The following is a 22,909-nucleotide window of genomic DNA, read 5'->3' as shown; positions in this document are numbered from 1 at the left end:
ACAAGTCCGCGGCTGGCGATAACCGGGGATCAGCGGGTCGGCAGCCGCTCGACCAGCTTTGCCACCATGCGCGCCGGCAGGTTGACCGCCGACAGCCGCCAACCATCGCCGGCGAAATGCATGCTGATGCTGCCGGCGTCTGCGGCTGCGCCCAGCTGCAGGGAAAACTCCACCGGCTTGATCAGGGCGAGGCGTCCCATGATGGCCGTCATGTTCGACAGATCGATGCTGGCGAGCGGCGGAATGGTGCCGAGCTCCACATTCTCCGGCAGGGCGCCTGTTTGCAGCAGGACGGCGATGTTCTCGCGCGTCATCAATTTTGCCGCGAGCTCGTCTGCGATGCTGGCGCCGAACGTATTGATGGCGAGCCGTTCCAACGGCTTGATCGGCCGCTCGCGTCCCAGGCGGCGGAGATAGGCATCGACGAGCTGATCGACGAGCGCATGGCGCACGCGCGGCAGATCGGTCCGTGCAAGCACTTGCTCGGCATCACCGCGGCGCGCCGCCTCCGCCAAGCGGGCGAGAGACGCGAGTGCCGAGCCGGCATACAGGAGAAGGCAGAGCGCCAGGGCCGCCACTGCGGCGGTGAGCCACTTCATGTCTCGTCAACCTCGGCCCGAACGCACCGTTCCATTGGCAGCTGTCGCCGCCCCGCCTCTGTGATCGCCAGGTGATGGCCGGCGCGTTCTGAAGGCTGCGGCATCACGCAGGCGCGGTGCCAAATGAACGGCAGATGAATGGCAGCACGATGTGGGGTCTGCTCTTCTCTTCGCATTGCAGAACTTTGCTCTCCAAACGTTGCGCCCGCAAGCAGAGGAACGTTTTCCGTGATTGCCACTTTATCCCGAGCCTGACTTGGCAATTTTTTTGAAACTCTGGAGGAGATGGACATGAGGATCTTCAAGCTTTCTGCAACTGCGGCGGCGCTGTTGGCCAGCACGGCATTCGCCATCGCGCAATCGAGTTCGACGGTCGGCACCGGCGGCTCTTCGGCCGGCGGCGGCACGAGCAGCTCGACCGTCGGCACCGGCGGGTCTTCGGCCGGCAGCGGCTCTGGCTCCGCATCGACGCTCGGCACCGGCGGATCGTCGGCGGGCGGCGGCACGAGTTCGTCCAGCGTCGGTACCGGCGGCTCCGCGGCGGGCTCGGGCAGCGGCTCCGCGTCGACACTCGGCACCGGCGGCTCATCGGCCGGCGGCGGCAAGAGCTCGTCCAGCGTCGGCACCGGCGGCTCCGCAGCGGGCTCGGGCTCCAATTCCGCTTCGACGGTCGGTACCGGCGGCTCGTCGGCCGGCGGCGGCAAGAGCGGCTCGACGGTCGGAGCGGCCGGCTCGTCGGCGAGTCATGCCAGCGACATGGGCATGGAAAAGGGCAAGGGCCACCACAAGGATGAGATGAAAAAGGACAAGGATTGACGCCTTGACCGGGAGCGGCAGCAATGCCGCTCCCTCGTCTTCACTCGAGGAGGACTCGCATGAACAGATCGATCATCGCGATCGCGGCGTTGGCCCTGATGGGCAGCGCCGCTCAGGCAGAAACCATGGAAAAGACCGGAAAGACGGCATCGGGCGCGACCTGCAAGGTCACGGTCGAGAAACATGCCGATGGCAGCATCACCGCACTGGGCTCATCGGGCTCCGAGACCACCGGCTCGACGGCCTCGAGCGGTTCGCTTTCGAGCTCGAGCTCGGCGGGCGGATCCTCCGTGCACGTGCAGGCCGGCGGCGGCAACGTTACGAGCTCGTCATCGACGGCGGGCGGGCCCGGCTCAACCAGCGCCAGTACGGTCACCGTCAATGGCTGCACGATCTCGACTTCGTCACCCTAGATCATGAAGGATTGAAACATGAGAACGCTCCTGACGACTTCGGCGCTCGCACTGCTGCTCGCCGCCACGTCACCCCTTCTTGCACAGACCAGCGTAACCGGCGGAACGGGCGGTTCGGCCGCAGCCGGCGGCACGTCTGCCTCGACGGTCGGCACCGGTGGCACGTCCACTTCGGCGTCGGGCCGCACGGGCTCGTCGATCGCGGCCGGCGGAAGCGCCGCGGCCGTCGACGGCAAGACGCAGACAGGCGTCAGCATGAACAAGGGCAACGGTCCGGTGATGAATTCCAACGCCCGGGCGCAGGCCCATGAGGGCGGTACCTTCAGCCGCTCGCATACGCGCACCCAAGTCAAGGCCGGCGAAGAGGTCGGTTCGACAACCAAGACGATGTCGCATGTCCCGGGTTCGAAGCCGACCATGTCGACCACATCGACGACGGCGCGCTGATCCTCACGACCTGCTGCCCGACTTGCTCGGGCAGCTTTTTTCACGGTCCGATTTCAGTCGGCACGCAGGCTGTGGCTGATCCGCGTCACCAGCGGATCCCATTGCCGCTTCTCGACCGCGGGATAATTGATCAGCACGCAATGGACGTAGCGCCGCGAAAAATTGCAGCGATCGTACCATATCTTGTCGCGCTTGATGCTGGAGACCACGAAGAAGTTCGGCGCGATCCGCCGATAGACGATCCCGGACGGCGGATTCTTCCTGGCCAGGAATTCGGCCGGCGGCAGTCCCTGGTTTGGAACGGCCTGCACCGTGAGATCCGCGCGGCCGTCCGACGTCCGAAATTGCCGGCCATATCCGTCAGGCTGGCCCGCCACTTCGGTGAACACCGAGCTGGGGATGTCGACGGAGGTCCCCGACTCGGGAATCCGGTAAGGGGTCCAGCTCTGTGCCCGGGCACCACCGAGCGGCGCAGCCGAGAGCGCAATGAGGGCGGCAACCACAGCTTTCATCGTGAACCTCCTCATCAGCGTGGCGCCAGTTGCAATTCCATCAGGGCAATCCTCTGCAAGTTCGCGACATTGCGCTCGCCGGCGCTTGCGGAGCGCAGGATGGATTCGGCAAGCGCGGTGACATGCGAGGCGTGCACCGGCTCGGGCAGGGTCGCAACCGCAGCTTCCAGGGCGGCGGTCATCAGTTCGATCGCCTCGGGAGAAAATTCGGCATTGGAAAAGTTCTTCATTGCACACGCCAGCCGCCCATTCGGGCTGGCAGTTCAACGTCGGGAAAAAATGGAAGTTCCTGTTAAGGCGGCGACGAAGACCAGATCGTCTTCGTGGATCCGCGCAAGCTCGTGAGGTGAGGGCGAGCTACTGTTTCCGCGCAGGTCAGGTCGCTTCCCGTTGCCTCCTGATCTTCCCGAGCCAGGCCGCAAGGCGCGGATGGCTCGCATAGCGGCCCGCCATGCCGGCCAGCTCCTGCTGAAAGGCCGGCAACCCCAGCAGCCTTTCGATATCGGGCTCCCTGATTTTCCAGATCGCCGGCGGAAAGTAGCCATGGACCTTGAGCTCATAGAGCTCGAAGATCGAATGGATGATCTCATGCACGGCCCGCCGCTCGTCCGCGGTCAGCTCGATGTCGCCGGCCGTCTCTCGCTCCAGAAATGCCGCGACGGGAAGCCGGCGGCGCAGATCGGAGACCCGGTCGGAATAGCGCAGGAAGATGTCCGCGCCCAGACGCCGGTTGTTGGTGTGGAGCGCCGCGTAGATCGCGGCCATGCCGACGATCACCGTCCCGAGCGTCATGAATCTGAGGATATGTTCGAGCACGCGTCGGTCTCCATGCGCGGGGGCGGCGGAGGGGGAAATGTAGACCACGCGTCACGATGTGAGAAAGGGCTGGCCCGGACGATGCACAGGCCCCGGCTCCCGGCAGCCGAAGGGCCAAGGTCGCTCAGGCGGTGATCGTGATCGACCGCGGCGACTGCAGCTTTTCGAGCGCATAGGATCGAATCAAATTCGGCATCCTGTACCGTCCGCCGCCTTCCGCGGTCTCGAACGAGATCAGCGACTTCGTCACCAGCATGCCGACGATCTGCAGCGCGTCCGAACGCGATGGCAAGGTCCCGCTCAGAGCGTCACAGATTTCGTCGAGGCTCAAAAGCCCCCGGCAGAGGGAGAGGCGGCGCATCGCGGCCCGTTCCTCTTCGCAGAGCAGATCGTAACTCCAGTCAATGGCCGCAGCCATGGTCTGATGGCGGGGCAAGGCGGTACGCTGGCCGCGCCAGCGCAGCCAGCTGCCGCTCTCCAGCGAGCTCGCAACCTGCGGGAAGCCGAACGAAGGCACGCGCGCGGCCGCGATCTTGATCGCAAGCGCAAGTCCGTCCAGCTTCCGGCAAATATCTGCGGCAAGCAGCGCGTCGGCTTCGGTGATCTCGATCTCGTACCCGTTTGCGACGACATGATTGGCAAACAGCCGAGGCGCATCGAACGAGAGAATCCTCTCTGCCGACCGGTCGCCCGCCTCATCCGGCGGACAGGCAAGCCCGGAAAGACGGTACACGTGCTCGCCATCGACGCTGAGCATGTCCCTGCTCGTCGCGAGGATGCTCACCTGCGGTGCGCGATGGAGGATACGCTCGATGATCAGCGACACCGGTTCGATCAGATGATCGCAACAGTCGAAGACCAGCAGCGCGTGCCGGTCCTCGAGATGATTCAGCAGAGCCGGCAGCGGATCGATGGATTGATCCGGCAAGCCGAACACCGAAGCAATCGCATCCGGCAGTCGATGCGCCGACGCGACCGGGCCGAGATCGATAAAGTGAACGTCGCCGGCAAAGGAGGACGCTTCGGCGTGCGCCACGGCCACTGCGACCGTCGTCTTGCCAACGCCTGCCGGGCCGTGAACGGTGACAAGCCGATTGGTCTTCAGCAGATCTGAAATCCGGCGAACCGCCTCATCGCGGCCGATCATGCCTTCAACTGGCGCAGGAAGCTGCGGCGGGGAGCCGATCTCCGCGGCCGCAGCCGATTGCTCGAGGGAACGCGGCCGATCGCGCGCCGCGATCAGGCAATAGCCGCGCCCGGAAACGGTCTTGATGTGGCCGTCGTCGCCCATGTCCTCGCCGAGCGCCTTACGCAATGCGGCGACCTGAAACCTCAGGGCGCCGCTGTCGACGACGATGCCCCGCCAAACCCGCGAGAACAGCTCGTTCTTGTCAACGACCTCGCCACGACGCTCCGCAAGGACAGTCAGGAGATCGATGGACTTACCGCCCAGCTGAACCCGCTGGCCGGCCTTGAACAGGCACCTGCGGCGCGGGAAGAACTCGAAGGGGCCAAAGCAAACGGAAGTTTCGATGGAGCTGTTCGATTCGGACGTTTCCGTTCGCAAGACCTCGGCAAACGCGCCGGTGTCTTCTGCCGCCACTGCCGCCGAAAGTTGCCGGGTCCCGACAGAGGCGTTCATGACACATCCTATGGCGCTGACTTGCCGAGGGCGTTTTGAATGCAGCCCAGAAGATCGTCTCGCCCGAACGGTTTGGCGAGAAAGCAGACGGCGCCCGCGCGGAGCGCTCGGTCCCGGATGCGTCCCTCCGGAAAGGCCGTCACGAAAATGGTCGGAATCCGGTGACCGGTCGCGACCAGTCTCGCATGCAGTTCGAGGCCACTCATGCCGTCCATCTGGACATCCAGAATCAGGCAGGAGGCGCCGTGCAATTGATCGGAGTTCAGAAAGTCATCGGCGGATTCGAACGTGGCAGGTGCGTAACCAAACGATTCGACCATGCCGCCCATGGCGACCCTCACGGATTCGTCGTCGTCCACGATCGCGATCAGGGCTTCGTCGCTCAACACACTCTCCCACGTCATCAGCCTGGCCTTGGCTGGGCGAGAAGACCATTGGCGAAGACGGTGCTCCATGTGTCGTCTTGCCACTCGACACGATCGAATGGATTGCTCTACTTTCGTTTCGTTTAGGTGCGTTGCCGCATTTCGCGGTTTTTGCTATGAAGCAGGCGAACTCAAAAGAAGACGAGGAATGTTCGGTCACCGAAGGGCGTCATTCCGGCCTCACCGCCTTCGGGTTGCCGCCATGGGGTCGATGACACAGTTTCCCGATAGTCGCGAAGGCCAGCGTGCTCTCGCCTCGGTCGGGATTGTCTTATCCGCGGGCGTCATTTTCGCCATCGACGCGGCAACGCCGATCGAAGTTTCGGTCTCCGTGCTCTACGTCTTCGTCGTGCTGATCGCGTCGATCGCGTTCAGTTCGACCGGCGTCCTGCTGACGGGGATCGGATGCGAAGCCCTGACGATCCTGACCCATTTGATTTCGCCGGGAGATCCCTGGGCGCACTGGCCGCTGCTCGATCGCGCCATCGGCGTCACCGGAATCGCGATGTCGACCCTCCTCGTCATGCGCAATCGTCGGGCGATGGAGGCACTTGACGTCAGCCGGGCCTATCTCGCCCAGGCCCAGCACCTCAGCCACACCGGAAGCGTCGGCTGGCAGGATCCTGAAGGCGTGCAGTTCTGGTCGGAAGAGACCTTTCGGATCTATCGGTATGAGCCCGATGTCGAACCGACCCTGGCGAGAATGATCGCGAGGACCCATCCGGATGACCGCGCGCTGCTGAAGCAGACGATCGACAGGTCCTTCCGCGACAAAACAGGGTTTCAAATCGAGCATCGCCTGTCGATGCCGGATGCAACCACGCGTTATGTCCAGCTCGTAGTGCGCAGCGCCGACAGTCGGGACACCGGCACGGGTTTCATCGGCGCCGTCATGGACGTCACGGCCGCCAGGAACGCTGCGGACGAATTGCAGGCCATCCAGTCCGACCTCGCCCGCGTCACGCGGGCCACCACAATGGGCCAGCTCGCCGCTTCGATTGCGCATGAGGTCCGCCAGCCGCTCACCGGCGTCATCACCAACGGCCACACGGTGCTGCACTGGCTGAACGCGGGCACGCTGAACATCGACAAGGCGCGCACGACGGCGGAGCGGATGCTTCGCGACGGCGAGCGCGCCAACGGCGTCATTCAGCGCATCCAGGGATTGCTGACGAAGACGCCGCCGCAGGCGCGGAGCATCGACGTCAACGAGTTGATCCACCAGGTTCTCGACCTGCTGCAGACCGAGTTGCGCCTGCGCGAGGTTTCGGTGCGAACCGAGCTCGCGCCATCGCCGCCGCCTGTGCTCGGCGACGCCGTGCAGCTTCAGCAGGTCCTGCTGAATCTCGTCATCAACGGCGCCGATGCGATGTCCGACGTCAACGGCCGACCGAGGCTGCTCGTCGTCGGTTCGAATGCCGGCCCCGACGGGGACGGCCTGATCTTCGTCCGCGACAGCGGTGTCGGTCTGGACGAGGGCACCATCGACAAGATCTTCAGCCCGTTCTTCACGACAAAACCCAAGGGGATGGGAATGGGGCTGGCGATCTGCCGGTCGATCATCGAGGCCCATGGCGGGCGTCTGTGGGCCTCGCCCGCCGAACCGCATGGCGCACTGTTCCAGTTCACCTTGCCCGGCAAGGCCAGGGACGAGCCATGAGTATGAGTGATGAGTGAGCCGGCTCCGATCGTCGCGGTCATCGACGACGACATCTCCGTGCGCGAGTCCATCCAGGGACTGCTGGAGACGGCGGCGCTGCGGGTCGAGCTGTTCGCCTCACCGCGCGAGTATCTCCAGCAGGCCCGCAAGGACGCTCCGAACTGCATCATCCTGGATGTGCGCTTGCCTGGATCGAGCGGGCTCGATTTTCAACGCGAGCTGGCCGCTGCCGGCAGCCATCCGCCGATCATCTTCATCACCGGCTATGCCGACGTCTACATGTCGGTCCAGGCAATGAAGGCGGGCGCCGTGGAATTCCTGACCAAACCCTACCGCGACCAGGCTCTGCTGGAGGCGGTGCTCGCAGCCATCCAGAAGGACCGGCAGAGACGCGTCGACGATCACGTCGTGGCCGACACCCAACGACGGTTCGAAGAGCTGACATCCCGCGAGCGCGAGATCATGGCGCTGACGGTGTCGGGCCTGCAGACCAAGCAGATCGCGGGCGCCGCCGGAATCAGCGAAGTCACCGTCAGGGTTCATCGCCGCGAGACCATGCGCAAGATGAACGCGAGATCGCTGGCCGATCTCGTCAAGATGGGGGAAGCGCTGCGGAGCCGCGGCATTTCGCTCAAGGCGGACTCCACCGGGGAGGAGGAGTAGCGCCTCAGCCCTTCACGCTCGCATCGATCAACAGCTTCGCCGCCGCCACCGCCGACTGTGCCGGGCCGTCCTCGGACTGCTGGCCGGTGAGGTAGATGCCTTCGATCAGCAGCAGCAGCGCATCGCCGAGCATGTTCGGCTGGCGCGCGCCCATATTGGCGGCGAGCTCGCGCAGCCGCTTGCGGAACATTTTCTTGTGCGCCTCGGCGACCTGACGGGCGGGATTGTCGCGTGAAGGATATTCGACCGTGGCGTTGCTGAGGCCGCAGCCGCGATAGCCCTTGCGCACGGCACGCGCCGACAGCTGGCCGATATAGGCGAGCACATGCTCGCGCGCATCGGCGTAACTCTTGCCGCCGGGGTGCTCGAAATTCTGCCAGAACTCCAGATCGTAGTCGCGCAAGTAAGCGGCGGCGAGATCGTCCTTGGAGGCGAAGCTGCGGTAGAGGCTTGGCTTGGTGACGCCGGCCCGGTCCACCACCTCGTCGACGCCGACCGCGCGGATGCCCTCGCGGTAGAACAACTCGCGCGCGGAGGCCCTGATCCGGTCGGCGGCCCGGAGCGGCGCCTCCGCGGGCATTTCGGCTTTCTTCCTCATCGCTGTCGGTGCCTCCCGGATGGGCTTGACAATGTTACTGACCGGTACGTACTAATACCGCATCGCAGTACGTACCGGTAAGTAACATGCCTCCAGCCCCCGTTCAATCCGCGCCCAATCCCTCCATCGCCGTCTCCCGGCGGCCGTTCGGCCAACGCTATGCCTTCGTGGTCGTCGGCGTGATCTTTCTCGCGCTACTCGCCGCCGCCGGCCTGCGCTCGACGCCGGGCGTGCTGATGCTGCCGCTGCAAAAATCCTTCGGCTGGGACGTCAGCGTGATCTCGTCCTCGACCGCGATCGGCATCTTCCTCTATGGCCTCGCCGGGCCGTTCGCCGCGGCGGTGATGCAGCGCGTCGGCATCCGCCGCACCGTGCTGGGCGCGCTAGCGCTGATGTCGCTCTCCACGGGCGCGAGCTATTTCATGACCGCGCCGTGGCAATTGTTCCTGACCTGGGGCCTGCTCTCCGGTATCGGCTCGGGCGCGGTCGCCAACGTGCTCGGCGCCACCATCGTCAATCGCTGGTTCACCACCAATCGCGGCCTCGTCATGGGGCTTTTGACCGCGAGCACCGCGACCGGCACGCTGATCTTCATGCCGGGTCTCGCCTCGCTGGTCGAATGGGGCGGCTGGAAGCCGGTGGTGCTGACGGTCGCGGCATGCTGCGCGGCGCTGATTCCCCTGGTGTACATCCTGGTGCCGGAGCGGCCCGCCGCGATCGGCCTGCGCTCCTATGGCAGCACGCATGACGATGCGCCCGCGGCGCCTGCGCAGGGCAATCCGTTCGTTGCCGCGATCAGCAATTTGGTCCGCGCGGCGAAGACACCGACCTTCTGGTTCCTGTTCGCGACCTTCTTCATCTGCGGCTTCACCACCAACGGCCTCGTCGGCACGCATCTGATCGCGTTCTGCGGCGATCACGGCATTTTCGAAGTGCAGGCCGCGAGCCTGCTCGCCTTGATGGGGTTCTTCGACCTGTTCGGCACCACGCTGTCGGGCTGGCTCACCGACCGGTTCGACCCGCGCAAGCTGCTGTTCTTCTATTACGGGCTGCGCGGGCTGTCGCTGATCTACCTGCCTTACTCGGATTTCTCCCTCGTCAGCCTGACGGTGTTCGCGGCGTTCTACGGGCTCGACTGGATCGCCACCGTGCCGCCGACCGTGCGCATCGCCAACGAGACGTTCGGCGACAAGAATGCGCCGCTGATTTTCGGCTGGGTGGTCGCCGGCCACCAGCTCGGGGCGGCCTGCGCCGCATTCTTCGCCGGCTTCATGCGCTCGGCGCAGGGTGACTATCTGCAAGCCTTCATGATCGCCGGCGCAACGGGCATCGCCGCGGCCCTGCTGTCGCTGATGATCGGGCGGCGGCCGGTGCAGCCTGTGCTGGCGACGGCGTGAGCCAGTGCACCGGACAGGCCGGATGGTTACGCGCGCAGCGGCGAAAGCTGATGTCATCGGCCTGCCGCTGCACCGCTCTCCACGGTTGACACGACCGCCCATGATGCAATTGTCCGCCAACAATCCCGGCCGGACCCTTGAATTGCATGACGACCCTGGAAGCTGCACTGCGTGGAGGAGCGGTCGTCATCCTTCTTCTCCGCGCGGCAGTCGCCGCTCGCAGCGCGCGGCACGATGCCGTGAGTCGCTATGCCGCGCCGCTGGCGGCGGGCATCGCAGCCTACATCATCGAATCGGCGCCGGGCTTCGGGGCGCTGGATCTGCGCCTGCGCATTCCGGTTGCGATCGTCAGCGCCGGCGTGCCGGCCGCGTTCTGGATCACCATGGGCGCGATGTTCACCGACGAGTTCCGGCCGCGCTGGCACCACGCGGTCGGCTGGCTGGTTCTGGTGGTGCTCGCCCTGATGGACCAGTTCAGGCACCCAATGGCCGTCGACGTGGCGCGCACCGGCCTGTCGGTGGGCTTCCTGCTGCTCGGCGCCTGGCACGCACTGTCGGGGCGCGCAATCGACCTGGTGGAAAGGCGGCGGCGGCTTCGCATCTGGTACGCCGCCGTCACCGTGCTCTATGCGCTGATTGCGATCGCCGCGGACTGGCTCTGGCCCGGCGGCCTTTCGGCGAGTTCGGTCAGCCTCGCCAGTGCCGCCACCTTGACGGCGCTGATCTTCCTGTTCGCCGTGCTGGGTTCGATCACGACGGCGGAGGCACAGCTGGCGCCAGCGCCGGTCCGGGCAACGCCGTCGGCACTGCCATCCGGTCCGCCGCCCGCAACTCCGGCGGCCGAGCCCGATGCGGTGCAGCTCGCCGCGCTTCAGCATCTGCTCGACCATGACAAGGTCTTTCGCGAGCCGGACCTGAGCATCGCGTCCTTGTCGCGAAAGCTCGACATTCCCGAGTACCGTCTGCGTCATCTGATCAACCGCCGGCTCGGACACCGCAATTTCAACGCCTTCGTCAACGGCTACCGGCTGGCAGAGACCGAAGCTGCATTGAGCGATCCCGCGCAGGCCGGCGTCCCGATCCTGACCATCGCGCTCGATGCGGGCTTCGGCTCGATCGGCCCGTTCAACCGCGCCTTCAAGGCACAGACCGGCCTGACGCCGTCCGAATATCGGCGCGCGCGTCTTGCCGGCGCGGGAGCGGCCGCCGGACCGAGCGCGGCCGGGACCTGACCGATTCCTGATTTCGGGCGGCCGTTTGCGGGAATCGGCCAATCCGTCTGCAGGAATCGGCGCGCCGTGGCATTTTCGCCGTGCCAGCTTTGCTCCGGGCAGGCCGCGCGCCTGCGATGCGGAGATGGCCATGACGCTGCTATTCCAGGTGCTGAAATTCGCCCTTCCCGCCCTGATCGTGATCGCGACACTGGAAGGTCTGGTCCTGGCCCTGGTGATGCGGCGCGACTACGACTGGCGGGCGTACCTCGCCTCGCTCGCTGACGCGCTCGGCCGGGAATATGTCGTCTATGCGATCGTGCCGCTCAGCCTGGCGCAGCCGCTGGTCGAGCTGGCCTGGAAGCATCGGCTGTTCACCGTGCCGCTGAACGGTCCATGGGCCGTCGCCGTGCTCGTGATTGCCCAGGATTTCAGCTATTACTGGTTCCATCGCTGCAGCCATCGCGTGCGCTGGTTCTGGGCGACGCATGCGATCCACCATTCCTCGAACGAGTTCAACCTGGCGGCGTCCTACCGCTTCGGCTGGACCGGGCGGCTGACGGGTACTGCGATCTTCTTCGTGCCGATGATCTGGCTCGGCTTCGCCCCGGGACCGGTATTCACCGCCGCCGCCGTCAATCTGCTTTACCAGTTCTGGCTGCACGCGGAGTGGATTCCGAAGCTCGGCTGGCTGGAATATGTGCTCAACACGCCCTCGCATCATCGCGTGCACCACGCCTGCAATGCGGAATATCTCGACCGCAATTACGGCGGCATCTTCATCGTATTCGACCGGATGTTCGGCACCTTCGTCGCAGAGCGCGACGACCTGCCCTGCCGCTACGGCCTCGTCACGCCGCTGCGCTCCAACAATCCTGTCATCATCGCGTTTCACGAATGGGCGGCGCTGGCGCGCGATCTCTGGCGTTCGCGCACCTGGCGCGACCGGCTCGCCTGCCTGATCGGTCCGCCCCGCGGCAGCGAGGCGGCGCCGGTCGCGACACCGATGGCACATGATGCCAACCGGTAAGCTATGCGGCGACCCGCACCGCCGGTGCGCGAGCTAGCCCGTCTTTGTCCCGGTGACCATGGCGAGCGCCTCGACAAAGCGGTCGAGATCGGCCTCGTCGGTGTAGAGTGCCGGTGTCACGCGGATGCACTGGCCTCTGGCGACACCGGCGCGGCGCACCGTCATGACCTTGTGGCTGTCCCGGAGTTTGGCCACGATGGCGTCATTGTCGGCCTTGCCGGTCTTGCCGGCGAGGCGGAAGGACGTGATCGCGCCATAGGAGCCGACCTCGTCCGGCGTCAGGATCTCGAGATCCTTGAAGCCACGCGCGCGGCTGACCCAATAGTCGCGCAAATATCGCAGGCGGGCCTGTTTCGCCGCAGCTCCAATCTGCTGATGCAGCGCCACGGCCGCAGGCACCGTCAAAACCGTCGCAAAATTCACCGTGCCGGTGTGCACGCGCGAGCGGACGTCGGTTTCCGGAAAATCCTCGTCGCCCATGTCGCGGTCGATGTCGGCGAGGCGATCCTTCCTGATGTAGAGGAAACCCACGCCAAGCGGCGCACCGATCCATTTGTGCAAATTGAAGCCGACGAAATCGACCTCGAGCTCGCTCACATTGAAGTCCATCTGCCCCCAGGAATGGGCAGCATCGAGGATGGTATCGATGCCCTTGGCTTTGGCCATGCGGGCAATCTCGGCGACCGGCATGACAAGGCCGGTGCGATGACTGACATGGGTGAGCAGCAACAGCCTGGTCTTCGGATTGGCCTCCAGGGCGCGGGCATAGGCGTCGAGCACGGCCTGACGGGTGGCCGGCTCCGGGATATCGAACCTGACGACATCGACGCCACGGCGGCCCTTCAGTGCATTCATCGCATATTGCATCGAATCATAATCGAGATCGGCGTAGAGCACGCCGTCGCCGGGCTTCAGCCGGTTGTAGCCGCCGATCAGCAGCTGCAACGCCTCGGTCGCGCCGCGCGTGAGCGCAATCTCCTCGGGCGCCGCGCCAAGTGCCTGCGCCACCTTGCTGCGCACCGCCTCGAAATCAGCGCCCGCGCGCTGCCGCGCGTAATAGGTGTTCTGGAAGTTAATCATGTCGGACTGGCGGATGAACTCGCGCCTGACAGGCTCGGCCATGATGCCCCAATAACCGTTCTCCAGATTGACCACCTCAGGCGTCACCGCATAGAGCCCCTTCACGGCCGCCCAATAGGCCTTGTCGGTGGCGATTGCGGCCGCAGGTCCGGTCGGTTGCGGCGGCAGGGCCTCGGCGGCCAAAGCCGGCGTCGCCAGCGACGCAACGGCTGCGGCCGCAAAGCCCTTCAGGACCGACCGGCGGTCGGACGATAGTGTCTCAGTCGGATGCATTTCAGTCTCCACGATCCGCGGGATAAGGACCAGCGATCAATAGAGCGGGAATGACGGCGCGATGACAGTTCGATGATCGGCCGTGGCTCCGATCTCAAAACAAGGCTGCCTTGACTGCCTGTCCGTAGATCATCAGAGCGACGAGGGAGAGCAGCAGGCCCGCACCCGCGAAGATCAGGAGGATCTTCAGGGTCTCGACGTCGAGATTGGTTCTCGTCGCGCGGGATATCGCCTTTGCCAAAGCAGCCATCATCGCCAGCTCCGAACCGGACCGCGCCAGAGAGCGAGGCCTGTGTTCATCTAGCGTCATTGGACGCGTTTGCGTGTGAAGCAGATTACAGCTGCTGCGCGCTTCACCCTCACCCGGCGCGGTGATGATGGTCCGCCGCTCCGCGAAGCGCGCGACGTCCTGCTCCTTGATGCCGAAATTGTTGGCAAGGAGGTGATGCGGCGCCTTGGCCAGCCAGTCCGACAGGCTGCTCTCGTGATAAATGCCGCTGTCGAGCACGCCGACGATCTCGGCAGCCTCGTTGCCGATGTTCTGAATGGAATATCCGCAATTGCTCGGAATGGAGGCGCATTCGCCGGCCGACGTTGCGCGAGACGCGGGTTCCCGCCATCACTGCGCGAACAGAAGCAGCAGAAGCAGCACGGAGACGAATGCCGTGATCAACCCGCCCCTGATCAGCGCGGCCCACGGCGAAATCCCGCGCCCGCCGAAGCTGCCGTCGTTCTTGCCTGTCATCGGGTGTCCCTCCACCGCGATGGAACTCGCATTGTCTATGCTGCGGAACCACGTGCTGCTATAGACAGCTGTCGTTTTCGATAGCTCCCCTCTCTGGGCGAAGGTTGTAAGTAGAGGTGCTGACTTTCCGAGCGCCGAATGGCACCGGCGCCCTTCTGGTTGGAATTCGCCAACCGGCAAATGCCTGACGATTGGGCTTGCAGAAGCCAGGCATTTGGGAAGGATTGCATGATCGCCGAAGGCAGGTGGAATAAGTGCCATCGCTCCTCTTTGTAGATGATCACCCGATTTACAGGGACGCCGTCCGCCGCACCCTCGAGCTGGAGATCGAGGATCTCAGCGTCGCAACCGCGGAAAGCTGCACCGCGACGCTGGACTTTCTCAACGCCAAGGAGGTCGATCTCTGTCTTGCCGACTACCGTCTGCCTGACGGAGACGGATTGTCGCTGCTGCGGGACATCAAGGCGCGCTTTCCGCTGATCGCGCTCGGGCTGCTCTGCGCCGACCTGTCATCGCCGCTTGCGGAAGGCGCGGCATCGCTCGGGGCCGTGCTCTGCCTCTCCAAGGACAAGACCTCGGCCGATCTCGTCGCCGCCATTCGCATCGCATTCTCCGGCGGCAAGGTCTTTGATCCCGTCAGCGGCGCGACGGACGGCAACATGCTGTCGCTGCGGCGGCGCGAGATCCTGATCTATGCGAGCCAGGGCCTTTTGGACAAGCAGATCTGCGAGCGCCTCGGCGTCACCGAGAGCACCATCAGGGCCCATTGGGGACGGATCTTCGAGCAGTTGCAGGTCGGCAATCGGACCGAAGCCGTGACCCGCGCGCTGCGGCAGAGGCTGATCTAGATGACCGCCGGCAGCGCCGCCCTGCGCGCCAGCGCCGTCAAGCAGGAACGCATCCACCTGTTCTTCCGGACGCGGGCGATCCCGCATCTCGGCGGCATCCGGTTTCTCCAGGCGATTTCCACCGGCGGCGCATTCTACACCGGCCTGCTGGTCTGGCTGCTGTGCGACCTGCCGTTCATCCGGGTCGCGATCTGGACATTCCTGGTGTTCCTGTCGGAATGCTTCATCACCAACATCAACGACGCATTCCGCCTCGCCTCTCCGCCACAGGAGACGCTGTGGCGCTGGGGCTGGGCCAAGGCCGGGCTGTGCGGCATCAACGCGCTCGCCTGGTCGCTGGGGCCTCTGCTGCTCCACGTCAACGGCGCCCCCGCATCGGTGCTGGTGCCGATGGGCTCCCTCATCTTCTTCGTGACGATCGCAACCTGGATCGTCGGCGCGGACTACACGCCGAGCATGTGGGTGGTGATGATCACCGCGAACGTTCCGGCGGCGCTCTGGCTGCTGAGCTTCGGCGGCGGGCTCGAACAGGTCGCCGGCATCGGCCTGTTGACCCTGCTGCCGTTCACGGTGGCGACCGGCCTCATCGCCGCGGGCAAGTCGGAGGCGGCGATCAACATTCGCCTCGATATCGCCGAGCTGCTCGAGATCAAGGCCAAGCAGGCTCAGCAGATCGAGGAACTGTTCGCCGAGCGCACGCGCTTCTTCAGCGCGGCCAGCCACGATCTGCGTCAGCCGCTGAACGCGATGGGGCTGTATTTCGAGCTGCTGGCACGCTCCTCCGAGCACGGCGATCGCAACGAGATCATCGCGCATCTGCAGGACTGCGCGGCGAGCCTGCTGCGACAATTCGATGCCATCATGGGCGTCTCGGCCACCGACGCCGAGATCCGCAACGCCAGCGTCCGCCCCGTCGCCGTTCACGAGATCTTTGCAAGGGTGGCCACGACACTCAATCTCGAGGCGCGGCGCAAATCGCTGCGCTTGCGGGTGCCGCCCTCGGAGCTGTGGTGCTCAGTCGATCCGGTGCTGCTCGAACGCGCCTTGCTCAACCTGGTCGGCAACGCGATCAAATATACGACGAAGGGCGCCATCCTGCTGTGCGCGCGCCGCCGGGCCGGCGCCGTCAGGATTCAGGTGATCGACACCGGCATCGGGATCGAACGACAATATCTCGATGCGATCTTCGATGATTTCTTCCAGGTCGGGAACCCCGAGCGCAACCGGGACAAGGGCCTCGGCATCGGCCTGTCGATCGTCCGCCGCCTCTGCAACGCCATGAGCTGGCCGCTGGAGGTGAAATCGGTGGTCGGACGCGGAACCACGTTCAGCCTGACCGTTCCGATGGCGGAGGAGATCCCGGCAAGCACCGATGTCGAGCCGCAAGCGCGTGTCGAGCGGCTGCCCGATCTGTCGGACCCGCCCGGCGTCCTCGTGATCGACGACGACGCCACGACGCGGGATTCGCTCGAGCGGCTGCTGACCAACTGGGGCTACCAATGCGCGCTGTTCGAATCCGGCGATCCGGCGCTTCACTTCCTCAATCACGATGGCGCAGGCAAGCGATGGATCGTTCTGCTCGACTACCGGCTCGCGGGTGCGGAAACCGGCCTCACCATTGCCGACAAGATCCTGTCGGCACATGCGGGCCGGACCAGGATCAGCATGATGACCGGCGACATCGGCGCGGAGATCGCCGAAGGCGCACGCCAGCGCGGCATATTGCTGCTGCGCAAACCCGTGCAACCGATCCGGCTCAACGCGCTGTTGAGTTCGGATATGGCCGCCGAATAGGTGGATGATGAATCGGATCAGCAGCGCCATGCAGGTTCAGGAAAGCTCCGTCGTCGCCTGCGTCGGCAGCCTTTATCAGGCCGCCTATGATCCGGTGTCCTGGCCGGACGCGATCGAATCCCTGCGCGAATTGTTCAACGGCTCGAAGGCCTGTCTCGTCCGGACGGGACCCGAGCGCGGGCCGGGCGACCTGATTGCGCCCAACAACGACCCCGCCTTCCAGGACCGCTACATCGCCGAATTCGCCGGCGAACCCAACATCGTCGAGAGCGCGATCGCGCGGGCGCCGGTCGGCACGGCCTACAGCGATCTCGATTTCATCGGACGGGAGACGCTGCGGACAAGCCGGCTTTGGAACGAGTGGATGGCGCCGCAGGACATGTATGGCGGCCTCACCTGCAAGCTGATCACCTCGCGGCAGTCATCCTGGTTCTTCGACGTGCAGCGCGGCCGCAACCAGACGGCGTTCGACGCCGCAGAGCTCGAGCTCCTCAACATGGTCTCGCCGCATCTTGCGCGCGCCGTCGAGATCGGGCGGCAGGCGGGACTCGCGAAGCTGGTGTCCTCCAGCCTGTCGCATTTGCCGTTCGCTGTCCTCGCCGTCGACGCGCAACTGCGCGTTCTCGCCCGCAACGAGGCGGCCGAGCAGATCCTGTCTGATCAGGATGCCGGCCTGTTCCTGCGCAGAGGCGTGCTCATGACCGCGGACCCGCGCTACGACGCAAGGCTACGGCAGCTCGTTGCCGAGTCCTGCGCGGCGCGCGCCAATGCGCTGCCCGGCCTTGGCGGAGACCTCCTGATTGCCCCGGGACCTGAAGTCAACGATCCCGCAACCCTCGCGATCTCGATCGGCCCATCCATGGGGCACGATATTCCCAGTATTGCACTGGAGCCGTGCGCGGTGGTCATCGTGCGCCGGATCTCGCAAGACATGCCATCCGGATTTGCCGAGACGATCGCCCGCTTGTTCGACCTGACCCCGCAGGAGGCCCGCGTCGCCGCGAACCTCGCCGGCGGTCACCCGCTCAAGGAGACGGCCGACCGGATCGGCATTCGCATGAGCACGGCGCGCAGCCATCTCATCCGGGTCTTCTACAAGACCGGCACCAGCCAGCAGAGCCAGCTCGTCGCCATGCTGAAGAACGTGCAGGCAACGCTGCCGCGCTGAGGGCGCAAGCTTGCGCGAGGCTTGCGTTGCGAACGCACCGACTGCCCGCCCAGCTTCCGGGGTTTACAAGAATCGTGCACGGTCGCGATCTGACATCGAAAGCTGATCGCGACTTGACCGGACAAGCCAATCACCGAGCCGCCAGCAACAGCTCAATGACAGCCCTGAGCATGCTGGCGGTGAAGACGCCCGCCGCGCTCTGCGAGGCGGGCCTTCAGCATTTCAGGGGCGGACGGCATCCCGACGCGCGGGCCTGCTGCGAGCAGGCGCTCGCGATCGATGCGGAGCACGCCGGCGCGCAGCATCTGATGGGGCTGCTGCTTCTCCAAGCCGGGCAATATGGCGATGCCATGGGCTGGATCGTCCGCGCGATCCAGCGCGCCCCCAAGGCGGAATATCTCGCGAGCTTCGGGGCGGCGCTGCAGCGCCATGGGCGTTTCGCAGAAGCCCTCAACGTCCTCGACAAGGCGATCCAGCTTCGACCCGATGATTCCGAGTTTTGGCGACAGCATGGCGACATCCTCGTCCAGCTCAAGCGCCTCGATCAGGCCCTCGTGAGTTTTCAAAAGGCGATCGAGCTCGATCCGCATCAGCACGATGCCCTCCACAAGAGCGGGATCATCCTCCACAAGCTGGGTCGGAACGAAGAGGCGATCGCGCGTCTCGATCTGAGCGACAGCCTGCACCGGGACCATGCCCCGACATTGCACGCGCGCGCATGGATTCTCTACTGCCTGAAACGGTTCGAGGAATCCGCGAGCGACGGCCGGCGGGCGCATCAGCTCGACCCTGACAATGCCGACACCTGCAACCATCTCGGTCTCGCGTTGCGGCAGCTCGGCAGGGATGAGGAAGCGCTGGCATGGTTCGACAAGGCCGTCGCGCTCCAGCCGCGCCTGGTCGATGCCTTCAACAACAAGCTGACCACGCTTTACCACCTGCACCGCTTCGACGAGGTCTTCGCGCTATCCGATCGCATGAAGGCGCTCGGGCTGAGCAATAGTGTGACGGAGTGGAATGTGACTCTGGCCCGGCTCCTGACGGGTGATTTCGAAACTGGCTGGCGCGGGCACCACACAAGGTTGAAGCTGCCTTCGTCGAAATACGCGAAGTTTGCGCAGCCCATGTGGCTCGGTGAAGAGAGCCTTGAGGGCAAGACGATCCTCGTCGCTGCGGACGAGGGACTGGGCGACAGCATTCACTTCGCCCGCTACGTCCCCCTGCTGGCAAAGCGCGGCGCGCGCGTTCTTCTCGCCGTCCAAGATCCGCTGCATCGCCTGATGTCAAACCTGAGCGGTGTATCCGACTGCGCTCCGCTGTCGACGGCAGGCAGGCTGAAGGCGTTCGACCTGCACTGCCCGATCTCCAGCCTTCCGCTCGCCTTCGGAACGCGTCTCGACACGATTCCGTCGGCGGCGTATCTGCCCTCCATTCCAGCCGACCGCATTCGGGCCTGGGACAATCGTCTCGGTCCTCGCAGCAAGCTCCGGGTTGGCCTCGTCTGGTCCGGTGATCCCGGCCACGTCAACGATCAAACGCGCTCGATTCCGCTGCGAACGCTCTGCCGCATCCTCGACGTCGATGCCAGCTTCATCAGCCTGCAGAAGGCCCCGCGCCCGGCCGACGCGGCGGTGTTGCGCGAGCGGAGCGACATCGTCGACCTCACCGCCGACCTCACCGACTTCACCGAGACCGCTGCCTTGGTCAGCTGTCTCGATCTCGTGATCACCGTCGACACCAGCGTCGCCCATCTCGCCGGCGCCCTCGGCCGTCCGACCTGGATCCTGCTGCCATGGACGCCCGACTACCGCTGGCTGCTCGATCGCGACGACAGCCCCTGGTATCCGAGCGTGCGGCTATTCAGGCAGAGCGAGACGCGGGAATATGAGAGCGTGCTCGATCGGGTTCGGGCGGAATTGCAGGCTCGGGCCGCGGCGTTTGCAGCGGGCTCGCGCTGAGAGTCGCAACTTCAGAGTTGAGCCGGCCGAGCGGCCATGGCATATTATGCCATAACCCTGTTTGCCTCCGAACGACCGAGAAAGAGGGTGTCCATGCCCACCAGAAACGTCGTGCTGACGGAGCGTCAGGAAGAACTCCTGGAGACCCTCGTCAAGTCCGGTCGCTACCAGAACGCCAGCGAAGTGCTGCGCGACGGGCTGCGGCTCGTGGAGCAGCGCGAAGCGGAAGACGCGGTCAAGCTGAAAGCGTTGCAGGCAGCGGCTCGCAAAGGCGTCGGGGCGCTAGATCGAGGCGAATTCAAAGAGTTTGGAACCGTCGAGGAACTCCAAGCCTATTTGAATGACCTCTCGGAGAGGGTCATCTCCAGAACAACCAAGTAAAACCCTCATGGCCGAGCGGAAATGGCGGGTTCGTCTCGGTGCTGTTGCGGAAGTCGACTTCGCCAACATCCTCAAATGGACCGCGGAGAATTTTGGCGCGCGCCAATCGCGCATCTATCGGGACACGCTCGTTCAGGCGATTGGCGAACTCACCGACGGCCCCGACGTCTTGGGCTCCACGGCTCGCGACGAGATCATGGCAGGTCTTCGTACGCTCCATGTCGCACGGCGCGGTCACCGCGGAAGTCACTTCCTGATGTATCGGGCAGCACCCGACAGCACGATCGAAATCGTGCGTATTCTGCACGACAGAATGGACCTTCAGCGCCACGTTCCACGGACTCCCGACGAGAGCAGCGAATAGAGCATGATCGGGCCTGCACGCGAATACGTCAGCGTGTCGGCCGGCGGCCTAACCGACCGAAACGCCCACCCAACATGACTGGAGCCCGCCTTGCTTTGGCGTAACGCTTTCCTGACGATGCTCGTTGCGCTCCTTGCGTTGAGCGTCCTGCGGCTGCTTCGGAGATCGTGGCGAACTCCGGTCCTGTTCGAGCCCGGTATGCCTTATCGGATCTACACAAGCGATTTCGACGTCGAGGCGAACGCCGACGATCTGGATTCGGTTCTTCTCTCCGACCCCGACCGGGACTGGGCCGAGCGCTTTCCCAAGGTCGATCTCAGACAATTGTACGCGCTCGAAGAGGGCCTTGCTGCACAGCGAGCGTGCATGGCAACGGCCCAGCCGCAAGACGGCTCGGATTTTGCTGCCGCTGATACGGTCGTATCCTTGCTCATCGATCATTCCGGATCGATGCGGGGGCCGCCGATGCTGTTCGCGGCGCGGGCTGCGCTGGTCGCCTCCGACCTGCTCGACAGGATCGGAGCAAAATACGAAGTGCTCGGATTCACGACCGCACGCTGGAAGGGCGGCCGGAGCCGCGAGGGATGGCTGAACGACGGCCAGCCGCCCTATCCCGGGCGGCTTAACGACCTGCTGCACATCGTCTATTGCAGCGCCGGCGAGAAGCTGAGCGCACAACGCTGTGCCGTGATGCTGAGGCGAGACCTCGTCAAGGAGAACGTCGATGGCGAAGCTGTCGAATGGGCTGCGTCGCGATTGCGCCGGCGCGAAGAAAGACAGAAATATCTGATTGTGCTGTCCGACGGTGCGCCGGTCGACGATTCCACATTGCTCGCCAATGGCGACGGCTATCTGATCCACCATTTGCGCCGCGTCACCGGCGAGATCGAGCAGGCCGGCGACATCAAGCTTGCGGCGATCGGTATCGCCCACCCCGTCGACCAGTACTACAAGGACGGCATCACCATCAGTTCTCCGCAAGAGCTGGAGAGCACCCTGGTTCAGCTCATCAACCGGCTCCTCATTGCACCTCGATATTCGCGTCCTTGACCAGCTTGCGCCAGCGGTCCTCTTCCTGCGCGACATAGCGATCGAGATCTTCCGGTGAGCCGCCGACCATGATGAGGCCCTCGTTGGCCTCGAGCTGCTTGAAGCCACCGGACTTGACGGCCTTGGCGACAGCCTGGTTGAGGCGTGCAATCACGGGCGCAGGCGTCCTGGCCGGGGCGTACAGGCCGTACCAGGACTCGGCGGCGTAGCCGGGCACGCCGGCCTCGGCGACCGTCGGCAATTGCGGAAATGCGGTCGAACGTTCCGCGGACGTGACAGCCAGCGCGCGGAGTTGGCCCGCAGCGACCAGCGAGGCCGCGCTCGCCACCGTTGTGAACATCACGTCGATCTGTCCGCCCAGGAGATCGCTGATCGCAGGCGCGGCCCCCTTGTACGGCACCGCCGTCATCTTGACGTTGGCCAGCGCGTTAAACAGCTCGCCGGCGAGATGGGCTGAGGTGCCGGTGCCGAACGTGCCGAAATTGAGCTTGCCAGGATTGGCCTTGGCTTCCGCGATCAGATCGGCGATCGAGTTGATCTTCGATGCCGGGTTGACCACGACGATGTTGAACGAGCGCGCGATCAGCGAGACCGGCGCGAAGTCCTTGTGCGGATCGAACGGCAGCTTGTTGTAGAGGCTCGGGTTGACCGCGTGCGCGAAGGTCGCCATCAGCAGCGAATAGCCGTCGGGATCGCTGGTGGCCACCGTCTGGGTTCCGATGATGGTGCCGGCGCCCGGCTTGTTCTCGATGATGACGGATCTGCCGAGGTCCGCCTGGATCTCCTGCGCCGTGGTGCGCGCGATGATGTCGGTGCCGCCGCCGGCTGCGAAGGGCACCACGATCTTGACGATCTTTTCGGGGTATTCGGCGCGCGCCGGCGCAATTGCCATGCCGGTGACGACCGGCAGGACGGCACAGGCGAAGATGGCGCGGTGCAGCCAGCGCCGTACGGCAACACCCTTCTTGCGAGCGCGGTCGTGATCGATGATTTCGCCAATGGCCATCTGGAGCTCCATC

Annotated in this window: 27 protein-coding genes; 15 read left to right on the top strand and 12 right to left on the bottom strand. The window is 64.8% G+C overall.

Features of this window, described 5'->3' with window-relative positions; genetic code table 11:
- Positions 1–29 precede the first annotated feature (29 nt).
- Together HYH08_RS32000 and HYH08_RS31995 are read right to left on the bottom strand one after the other, a co-directional pair.
- Positions 30–599 (bottom strand): DUF2939 domain-containing protein, encoded by a 570-nt coding sequence (locus tag HYH08_RS32000; RefSeq protein WP_220013812.1) that lies wholly within the window; start codon positions 597–599, stop codon positions 30–32.
- Positions 596–892: a hypothetical protein gene (locus tag HYH08_RS31995; protein WP_220013811.1), complete on the bottom strand. Its 297-nt coding sequence runs from the start codon at positions 890–892 to the stop codon at positions 596–598. Before HYH08_RS31995 ends, HYH08_RS32000 begins: the two co-directional genes overlap by 4 nt.
- Between HYH08_RS31995 and HYH08_RS31990 the strand changes: the two genes are divergently transcribed.
- The 3 genes from HYH08_RS31990 to HYH08_RS31980 are packed head-to-tail and all read left to right on the top strand — an operon-like array spanning position 891 to position 2,275.
- Positions 891–1,415 (top strand): hypothetical protein, encoded by a 525-nt coding sequence (locus HYH08_RS31990; RefSeq protein ID WP_220013810.1) that lies wholly within the window; start codon positions 891–893, stop codon positions 1,413–1,415. The two genes, HYH08_RS31995 and HYH08_RS31990, sit on opposite strands and share 2 nt — an antisense overlap.
- Positions 1,416–1,474: 59 nt before the next feature.
- Complete coding sequence (locus HYH08_RS31985) at positions 1,475–1,828, top strand: hypothetical protein (protein ID WP_220013809.1); 354 nt, start codon at positions 1,475–1,477, stop codon at positions 1,826–1,828.
- Positions 1,829–1,846: 18 nt separating this feature from the next.
- Complete coding sequence (locus tag HYH08_RS31980; protein ID WP_220013808.1) at positions 1,847–2,275, top strand: hypothetical protein; 429 nt, start codon at positions 1,847–1,849, stop codon at positions 2,273–2,275.
- 53 nt (positions 2,276–2,328) lie between these two features.
- Here the strand turns inward: HYH08_RS31980 and HYH08_RS31975 are convergent, their stop codons facing one another.
- The 5 genes from HYH08_RS31975 to HYH08_RS31955 all read right to left on the bottom strand — a co-directional run bounded on the left by HYH08_RS31975 (position 2,329) and on the right by HYH08_RS31955 (position 5,634).
- Positions 2,329–2,787, bottom strand: coding sequence for a hypothetical protein (locus tag HYH08_RS31975; protein WP_220013807.1), 459 nt, complete (start codon positions 2,785–2,787; stop codon positions 2,329–2,331).
- Positions 2,788–2,801: 14 nt separating this feature from the next.
- Positions 2,802–3,017, bottom strand: coding sequence for a hypothetical protein (locus HYH08_RS31970; protein ID WP_220013806.1), 216 nt, complete (start codon positions 3,015–3,017; stop codon positions 2,802–2,804).
- Positions 3,018–3,162: 145 nt separating this feature from the next.
- Positions 3,163–3,603: a hypothetical protein gene (locus HYH08_RS31965; RefSeq protein ID WP_220013805.1), complete on the bottom strand. Its 441-nt coding sequence runs from the start codon at positions 3,601–3,603 to the stop codon at positions 3,163–3,165.
- A gap of 124 nt (positions 3,604–3,727) precedes the next feature.
- Positions 3,728–5,245: an ATP-binding protein gene (locus HYH08_RS31960; protein ID WP_220013804.1), complete on the bottom strand. Its 1,518-nt coding sequence runs from the start codon at positions 5,243–5,245 to the stop codon at positions 3,728–3,730.
- Positions 5,246–5,253: 8 nt separating this feature from the next.
- Positions 5,254–5,634 carry a response regulator transcription factor gene (locus HYH08_RS31955; protein ID WP_502789228.1) on the bottom strand — a complete coding sequence of 127 codons (381 nt, stop codon included), beginning with the start codon at positions 5,632–5,634 and terminating at the stop codon, positions 5,254–5,256.
- Between the two features lie 238 nt (positions 5,635–5,872).
- Between HYH08_RS31955 and HYH08_RS31950 the strand changes: the two genes are divergently transcribed.
- Positions 5,873–7,330 (top strand): sensor histidine kinase, encoded by a 1,458-nt coding sequence (locus HYH08_RS31950; RefSeq protein WP_220013803.1) that lies wholly within the window; start codon positions 5,873–5,875, stop codon positions 7,328–7,330.
- A 9-nt stretch (positions 7,331–7,339) separates the two neighbouring features.
- Complete coding sequence (locus tag HYH08_RS31945) at positions 7,340–7,993, top strand: response regulator transcription factor (RefSeq protein ID WP_220013802.1); 654 nt, start codon at positions 7,340–7,342, stop codon at positions 7,991–7,993.
- A 4-nt stretch (positions 7,994–7,997) separates the two neighbouring features.
- Here HYH08_RS31945 and HYH08_RS31940 read toward each other — a convergent pair whose 3' ends face one another.
- The gene (locus HYH08_RS31940; RefSeq protein WP_220013801.1) at positions 7,998–8,591 is read right to left on the bottom strand and encodes a TetR/AcrR family transcriptional regulator; all 594 of its coding nucleotides are present in this window, start codon (positions 8,589–8,591) and stop codon (positions 7,998–8,000) included.
- An 86-nt stretch (positions 8,592–8,677) separates the two neighbouring features.
- Between HYH08_RS31940 and HYH08_RS31935 the strand changes: the two genes are divergently transcribed.
- The 3 genes from HYH08_RS31935 to HYH08_RS31925 all read left to right on the top strand — a co-directional run bounded on the left by HYH08_RS31935 (position 8,678) and on the right by HYH08_RS31925 (position 12,229).
- Positions 8,678–9,988 (top strand): MFS transporter, encoded by a 1,311-nt coding sequence (locus tag HYH08_RS31935; protein ID WP_220013800.1) that lies wholly within the window; start codon positions 8,678–8,680, stop codon positions 9,986–9,988.
- Between the two features lie 146 nt (positions 9,989–10,134).
- Complete coding sequence (locus HYH08_RS31930; protein WP_220013799.1) at positions 10,135–11,220, top strand: AraC family transcriptional regulator; 1,086 nt, start codon at positions 10,135–10,137, stop codon at positions 11,218–11,220.
- Positions 11,221–11,350: 130 nt separating this feature from the next.
- Positions 11,351–12,229 carry a sterol desaturase family protein gene (locus tag HYH08_RS31925; RefSeq protein ID WP_220013798.1) on the top strand — a complete coding sequence of 293 codons (879 nt, stop codon included), beginning with the start codon at positions 11,351–11,353 and terminating at the stop codon, positions 12,227–12,229.
- A 33-nt stretch (positions 12,230–12,262) separates the two neighbouring features.
- On the opposite strand, the gene HYH08_RS31920 is transcribed toward HYH08_RS31925, so the two are convergent.
- The 3 genes from HYH08_RS31920 to HYH08_RS37745 all read right to left on the bottom strand — a co-directional run bounded on the left by HYH08_RS31920 (position 12,263) and on the right by HYH08_RS37745 (position 14,327).
- Positions 12,263–13,582 carry an aminotransferase class V-fold PLP-dependent enzyme gene (locus tag HYH08_RS31920; protein ID WP_220013797.1) on the bottom strand — a complete coding sequence of 440 codons (1,320 nt, stop codon included), beginning with the start codon at positions 13,580–13,582 and terminating at the stop codon, positions 12,263–12,265.
- 94 nt (positions 13,583–13,676) lie between these two features.
- Entirely contained in the window at positions 13,677–14,090 is a 414-nt protein-coding gene (locus tag HYH08_RS31915) for a cupin domain-containing protein (RefSeq protein WP_220013844.1), read from the bottom strand.
- A gap of 111 nt (positions 14,091–14,201) precedes the next feature.
- Positions 14,202–14,327, bottom strand: a complete 126-nt coding sequence (locus HYH08_RS37745) for a hypothetical protein (RefSeq protein ID WP_283844187.1) — start codon at positions 14,325–14,327, stop codon at positions 14,202–14,204.
- Between the two features lie 254 nt (positions 14,328–14,581).
- On the opposite strand from HYH08_RS37745, the gene HYH08_RS37835 reads away from it, so the two are divergent.
- From HYH08_RS37835 to HYH08_RS31880, 7 genes are all read left to right on the top strand, one after another.
- Complete coding sequence (locus HYH08_RS37835) at positions 14,582–15,175, top strand: response regulator transcription factor (protein WP_220013796.1); 594 nt, start codon at positions 14,582–14,584, stop codon at positions 15,173–15,175.
- The gene (locus tag HYH08_RS31905) at positions 15,176–16,969 is read left to right on the top strand and encodes an ATP-binding response regulator (protein ID WP_220013795.1); all 1,794 of its coding nucleotides are present in this window, start codon (positions 15,176–15,178) and stop codon (positions 16,967–16,969) included.
- Between the two features lie 4 nt (positions 16,970–16,973).
- Positions 16,974–18,137 carry a helix-turn-helix transcriptional regulator gene (locus HYH08_RS31900; protein ID WP_228748213.1) on the top strand — a complete coding sequence of 388 codons (1,164 nt, stop codon included), beginning with the start codon at positions 16,974–16,976 and terminating at the stop codon, positions 18,135–18,137.
- A gap of 155 nt (positions 18,138–18,292) precedes the next feature.
- Complete coding sequence (locus HYH08_RS31895; protein WP_220013794.1) at positions 18,293–20,095, top strand: tetratricopeptide repeat-containing glycosyltransferase family protein; 1,803 nt, start codon at positions 18,293–18,295, stop codon at positions 20,093–20,095.
- A 93-nt stretch (positions 20,096–20,188) separates the two neighbouring features.
- Entirely contained in the window at positions 20,189–20,476 is a 288-nt protein-coding gene (locus tag HYH08_RS31890; RefSeq protein ID WP_220013793.1) for a type II toxin-antitoxin system ParD family antitoxin, read from the top strand.
- Positions 20,477–20,483: 7 nt separating this feature from the next.
- Positions 20,484–20,840, top strand: a complete 357-nt coding sequence (locus HYH08_RS31885; RefSeq protein WP_220013792.1) for a type II toxin-antitoxin system RelE/ParE family toxin — start codon at positions 20,484–20,486, stop codon at positions 20,838–20,840.
- Between the two features lie 198 nt (positions 20,841–21,038).
- Positions 21,039–21,890 carry a cobaltochelatase CobT-related protein gene (locus HYH08_RS31880; RefSeq protein WP_228748212.1) on the top strand — a complete coding sequence of 284 codons (852 nt, stop codon included), beginning with the start codon at positions 21,039–21,041 and terminating at the stop codon, positions 21,888–21,890.
- Here the strand turns inward: HYH08_RS31880 and HYH08_RS31875 are convergent.
- Positions 21,862–22,896 (bottom strand): tripartite tricarboxylate transporter substrate binding protein, encoded by a 1,035-nt coding sequence (locus HYH08_RS31875; RefSeq protein ID WP_220013791.1) that lies wholly within the window; start codon positions 22,894–22,896, stop codon positions 21,862–21,864. The two genes, HYH08_RS31880 and HYH08_RS31875, sit on opposite strands and share 29 nt — an antisense overlap.
- Positions 22,897–22,909 lie beyond the last annotated feature (13 nt).

Origin of the sequence: Bradyrhizobium sp. BR 10289, assembly GCF_019455385.1 — a bacterium.
Lineage (GTDB): Bacteria > Pseudomonadota > Alphaproteobacteria > Rhizobiales > Xanthobacteraceae > Bradyrhizobium.
This window is presented reverse-complemented; position numbering and strand designations above follow the sequence as displayed.

Bases quoted from the DNA above. Each gene is read 5' to 3' on its own strand.
- HYH08_RS32000 (WP_220013812.1), bottom strand. From the start codon at position 599: ATGAAGTGGCTCACCGCCGCAGTGGCGGCCCTGGCGCTCTGCCTTCTC.
- HYH08_RS31990 (WP_220013810.1), top strand. From the start codon at position 891: ATGAGGATCTTCAAGCTTTCTGCAACTGCGGCGGCGCTGTTGGCCAGC.
- HYH08_RS31995 (WP_220013811.1), bottom strand. From the start codon at position 892: ATGTCCATCTCCTCCAGAGTTTCAAAAAAATTGCCAAGTCAGGCTCGG.
- HYH08_RS31985 (WP_220013809.1), top strand. From the start codon at position 1,475: ATGAACAGATCGATCATCGCGATCGCGGCGTTGGCCCTGATGGGCAGC.
- HYH08_RS31980 (WP_220013808.1), top strand. From the start codon at position 1,847: ATGAGAACGCTCCTGACGACTTCGGCGCTCGCACTGCTGCTCGCCGCC.
- HYH08_RS31975 (WP_220013807.1), bottom strand. From the start codon at position 2,787: ATGAAAGCTGTGGTTGCCGCCCTCATTGCGCTCTCGGCTGCGCCGCTC.
- HYH08_RS31970 (WP_220013806.1), bottom strand. From the start codon at position 3,017: ATGAAGAACTTTTCCAATGCCGAATTTTCTCCCGAGGCGATCGAACTG.
- HYH08_RS31960 (WP_220013804.1), bottom strand. From the start codon at position 5,245: ATGAACGCCTCTGTCGGGACCCGGCAACTTTCGGCGGCAGTGGCGGCA.
- HYH08_RS31950 (WP_220013803.1), top strand. From the start codon at position 5,873: ATGGGGTCGATGACACAGTTTCCCGATAGTCGCGAAGGCCAGCGTGCT.
- HYH08_RS31945 (WP_220013802.1), top strand. From the start codon at position 7,340: ATGAGTGAGCCGGCTCCGATCGTCGCGGTCATCGACGACGACATCTCC.
- HYH08_RS31940 (WP_220013801.1), bottom strand. From the start codon at position 8,591: ATGAGGAAGAAAGCCGAAATGCCCGCGGAGGCGCCGCTCCGGGCCGCC.
- HYH08_RS31935 (WP_220013800.1), top strand. From the start codon at position 8,678: ATGCCTCCAGCCCCCGTTCAATCCGCGCCCAATCCCTCCATCGCCGTC.
- HYH08_RS31930 (WP_220013799.1), top strand. From the start codon at position 10,135: ATGACGACCCTGGAAGCTGCACTGCGTGGAGGAGCGGTCGTCATCCTT.
- HYH08_RS31925 (WP_220013798.1), top strand. From the start codon at position 11,351: ATGACGCTGCTATTCCAGGTGCTGAAATTCGCCCTTCCCGCCCTGATC.
- HYH08_RS31920 (WP_220013797.1), bottom strand. From the start codon at position 13,582: ATGCATCCGACTGAGACACTATCGTCCGACCGCCGGTCGGTCCTGAAG.
- HYH08_RS37745 (WP_283844187.1), bottom strand. From the start codon at position 14,327: ATGACAGGCAAGAACGACGGCAGCTTCGGCGGGCGCGGGATTTCGCCG.
- HYH08_RS31905 (WP_220013795.1), top strand. From the start codon at position 15,176: ATGACCGCCGGCAGCGCCGCCCTGCGCGCCAGCGCCGTCAAGCAGGAA.
- HYH08_RS31900 (WP_228748213.1), top strand. From the start codon at position 16,974: ATGATGAATCGGATCAGCAGCGCCATGCAGGTTCAGGAAAGCTCCGTC.
- HYH08_RS31895 (WP_220013794.1), top strand. From the start codon at position 18,293: ATGACAGCCCTGAGCATGCTGGCGGTGAAGACGCCCGCCGCGCTCTGC.
- HYH08_RS31890 (WP_220013793.1), top strand. From the start codon at position 20,189: ATGCCCACCAGAAACGTCGTGCTGACGGAGCGTCAGGAAGAACTCCTG.
- HYH08_RS31885 (WP_220013792.1), top strand. From the start codon at position 20,484: ATGGCCGAGCGGAAATGGCGGGTTCGTCTCGGTGCTGTTGCGGAAGTC.
- HYH08_RS31880 (WP_228748212.1), top strand. From the start codon at position 21,039: ATGCCTTATCGGATCTACACAAGCGATTTCGACGTCGAGGCGAACGCC.
- HYH08_RS31875 (WP_220013791.1), bottom strand. From the start codon at position 22,896: ATGGCCATTGGCGAAATCATCGATCACGACCGCGCTCGCAAGAAGGGT.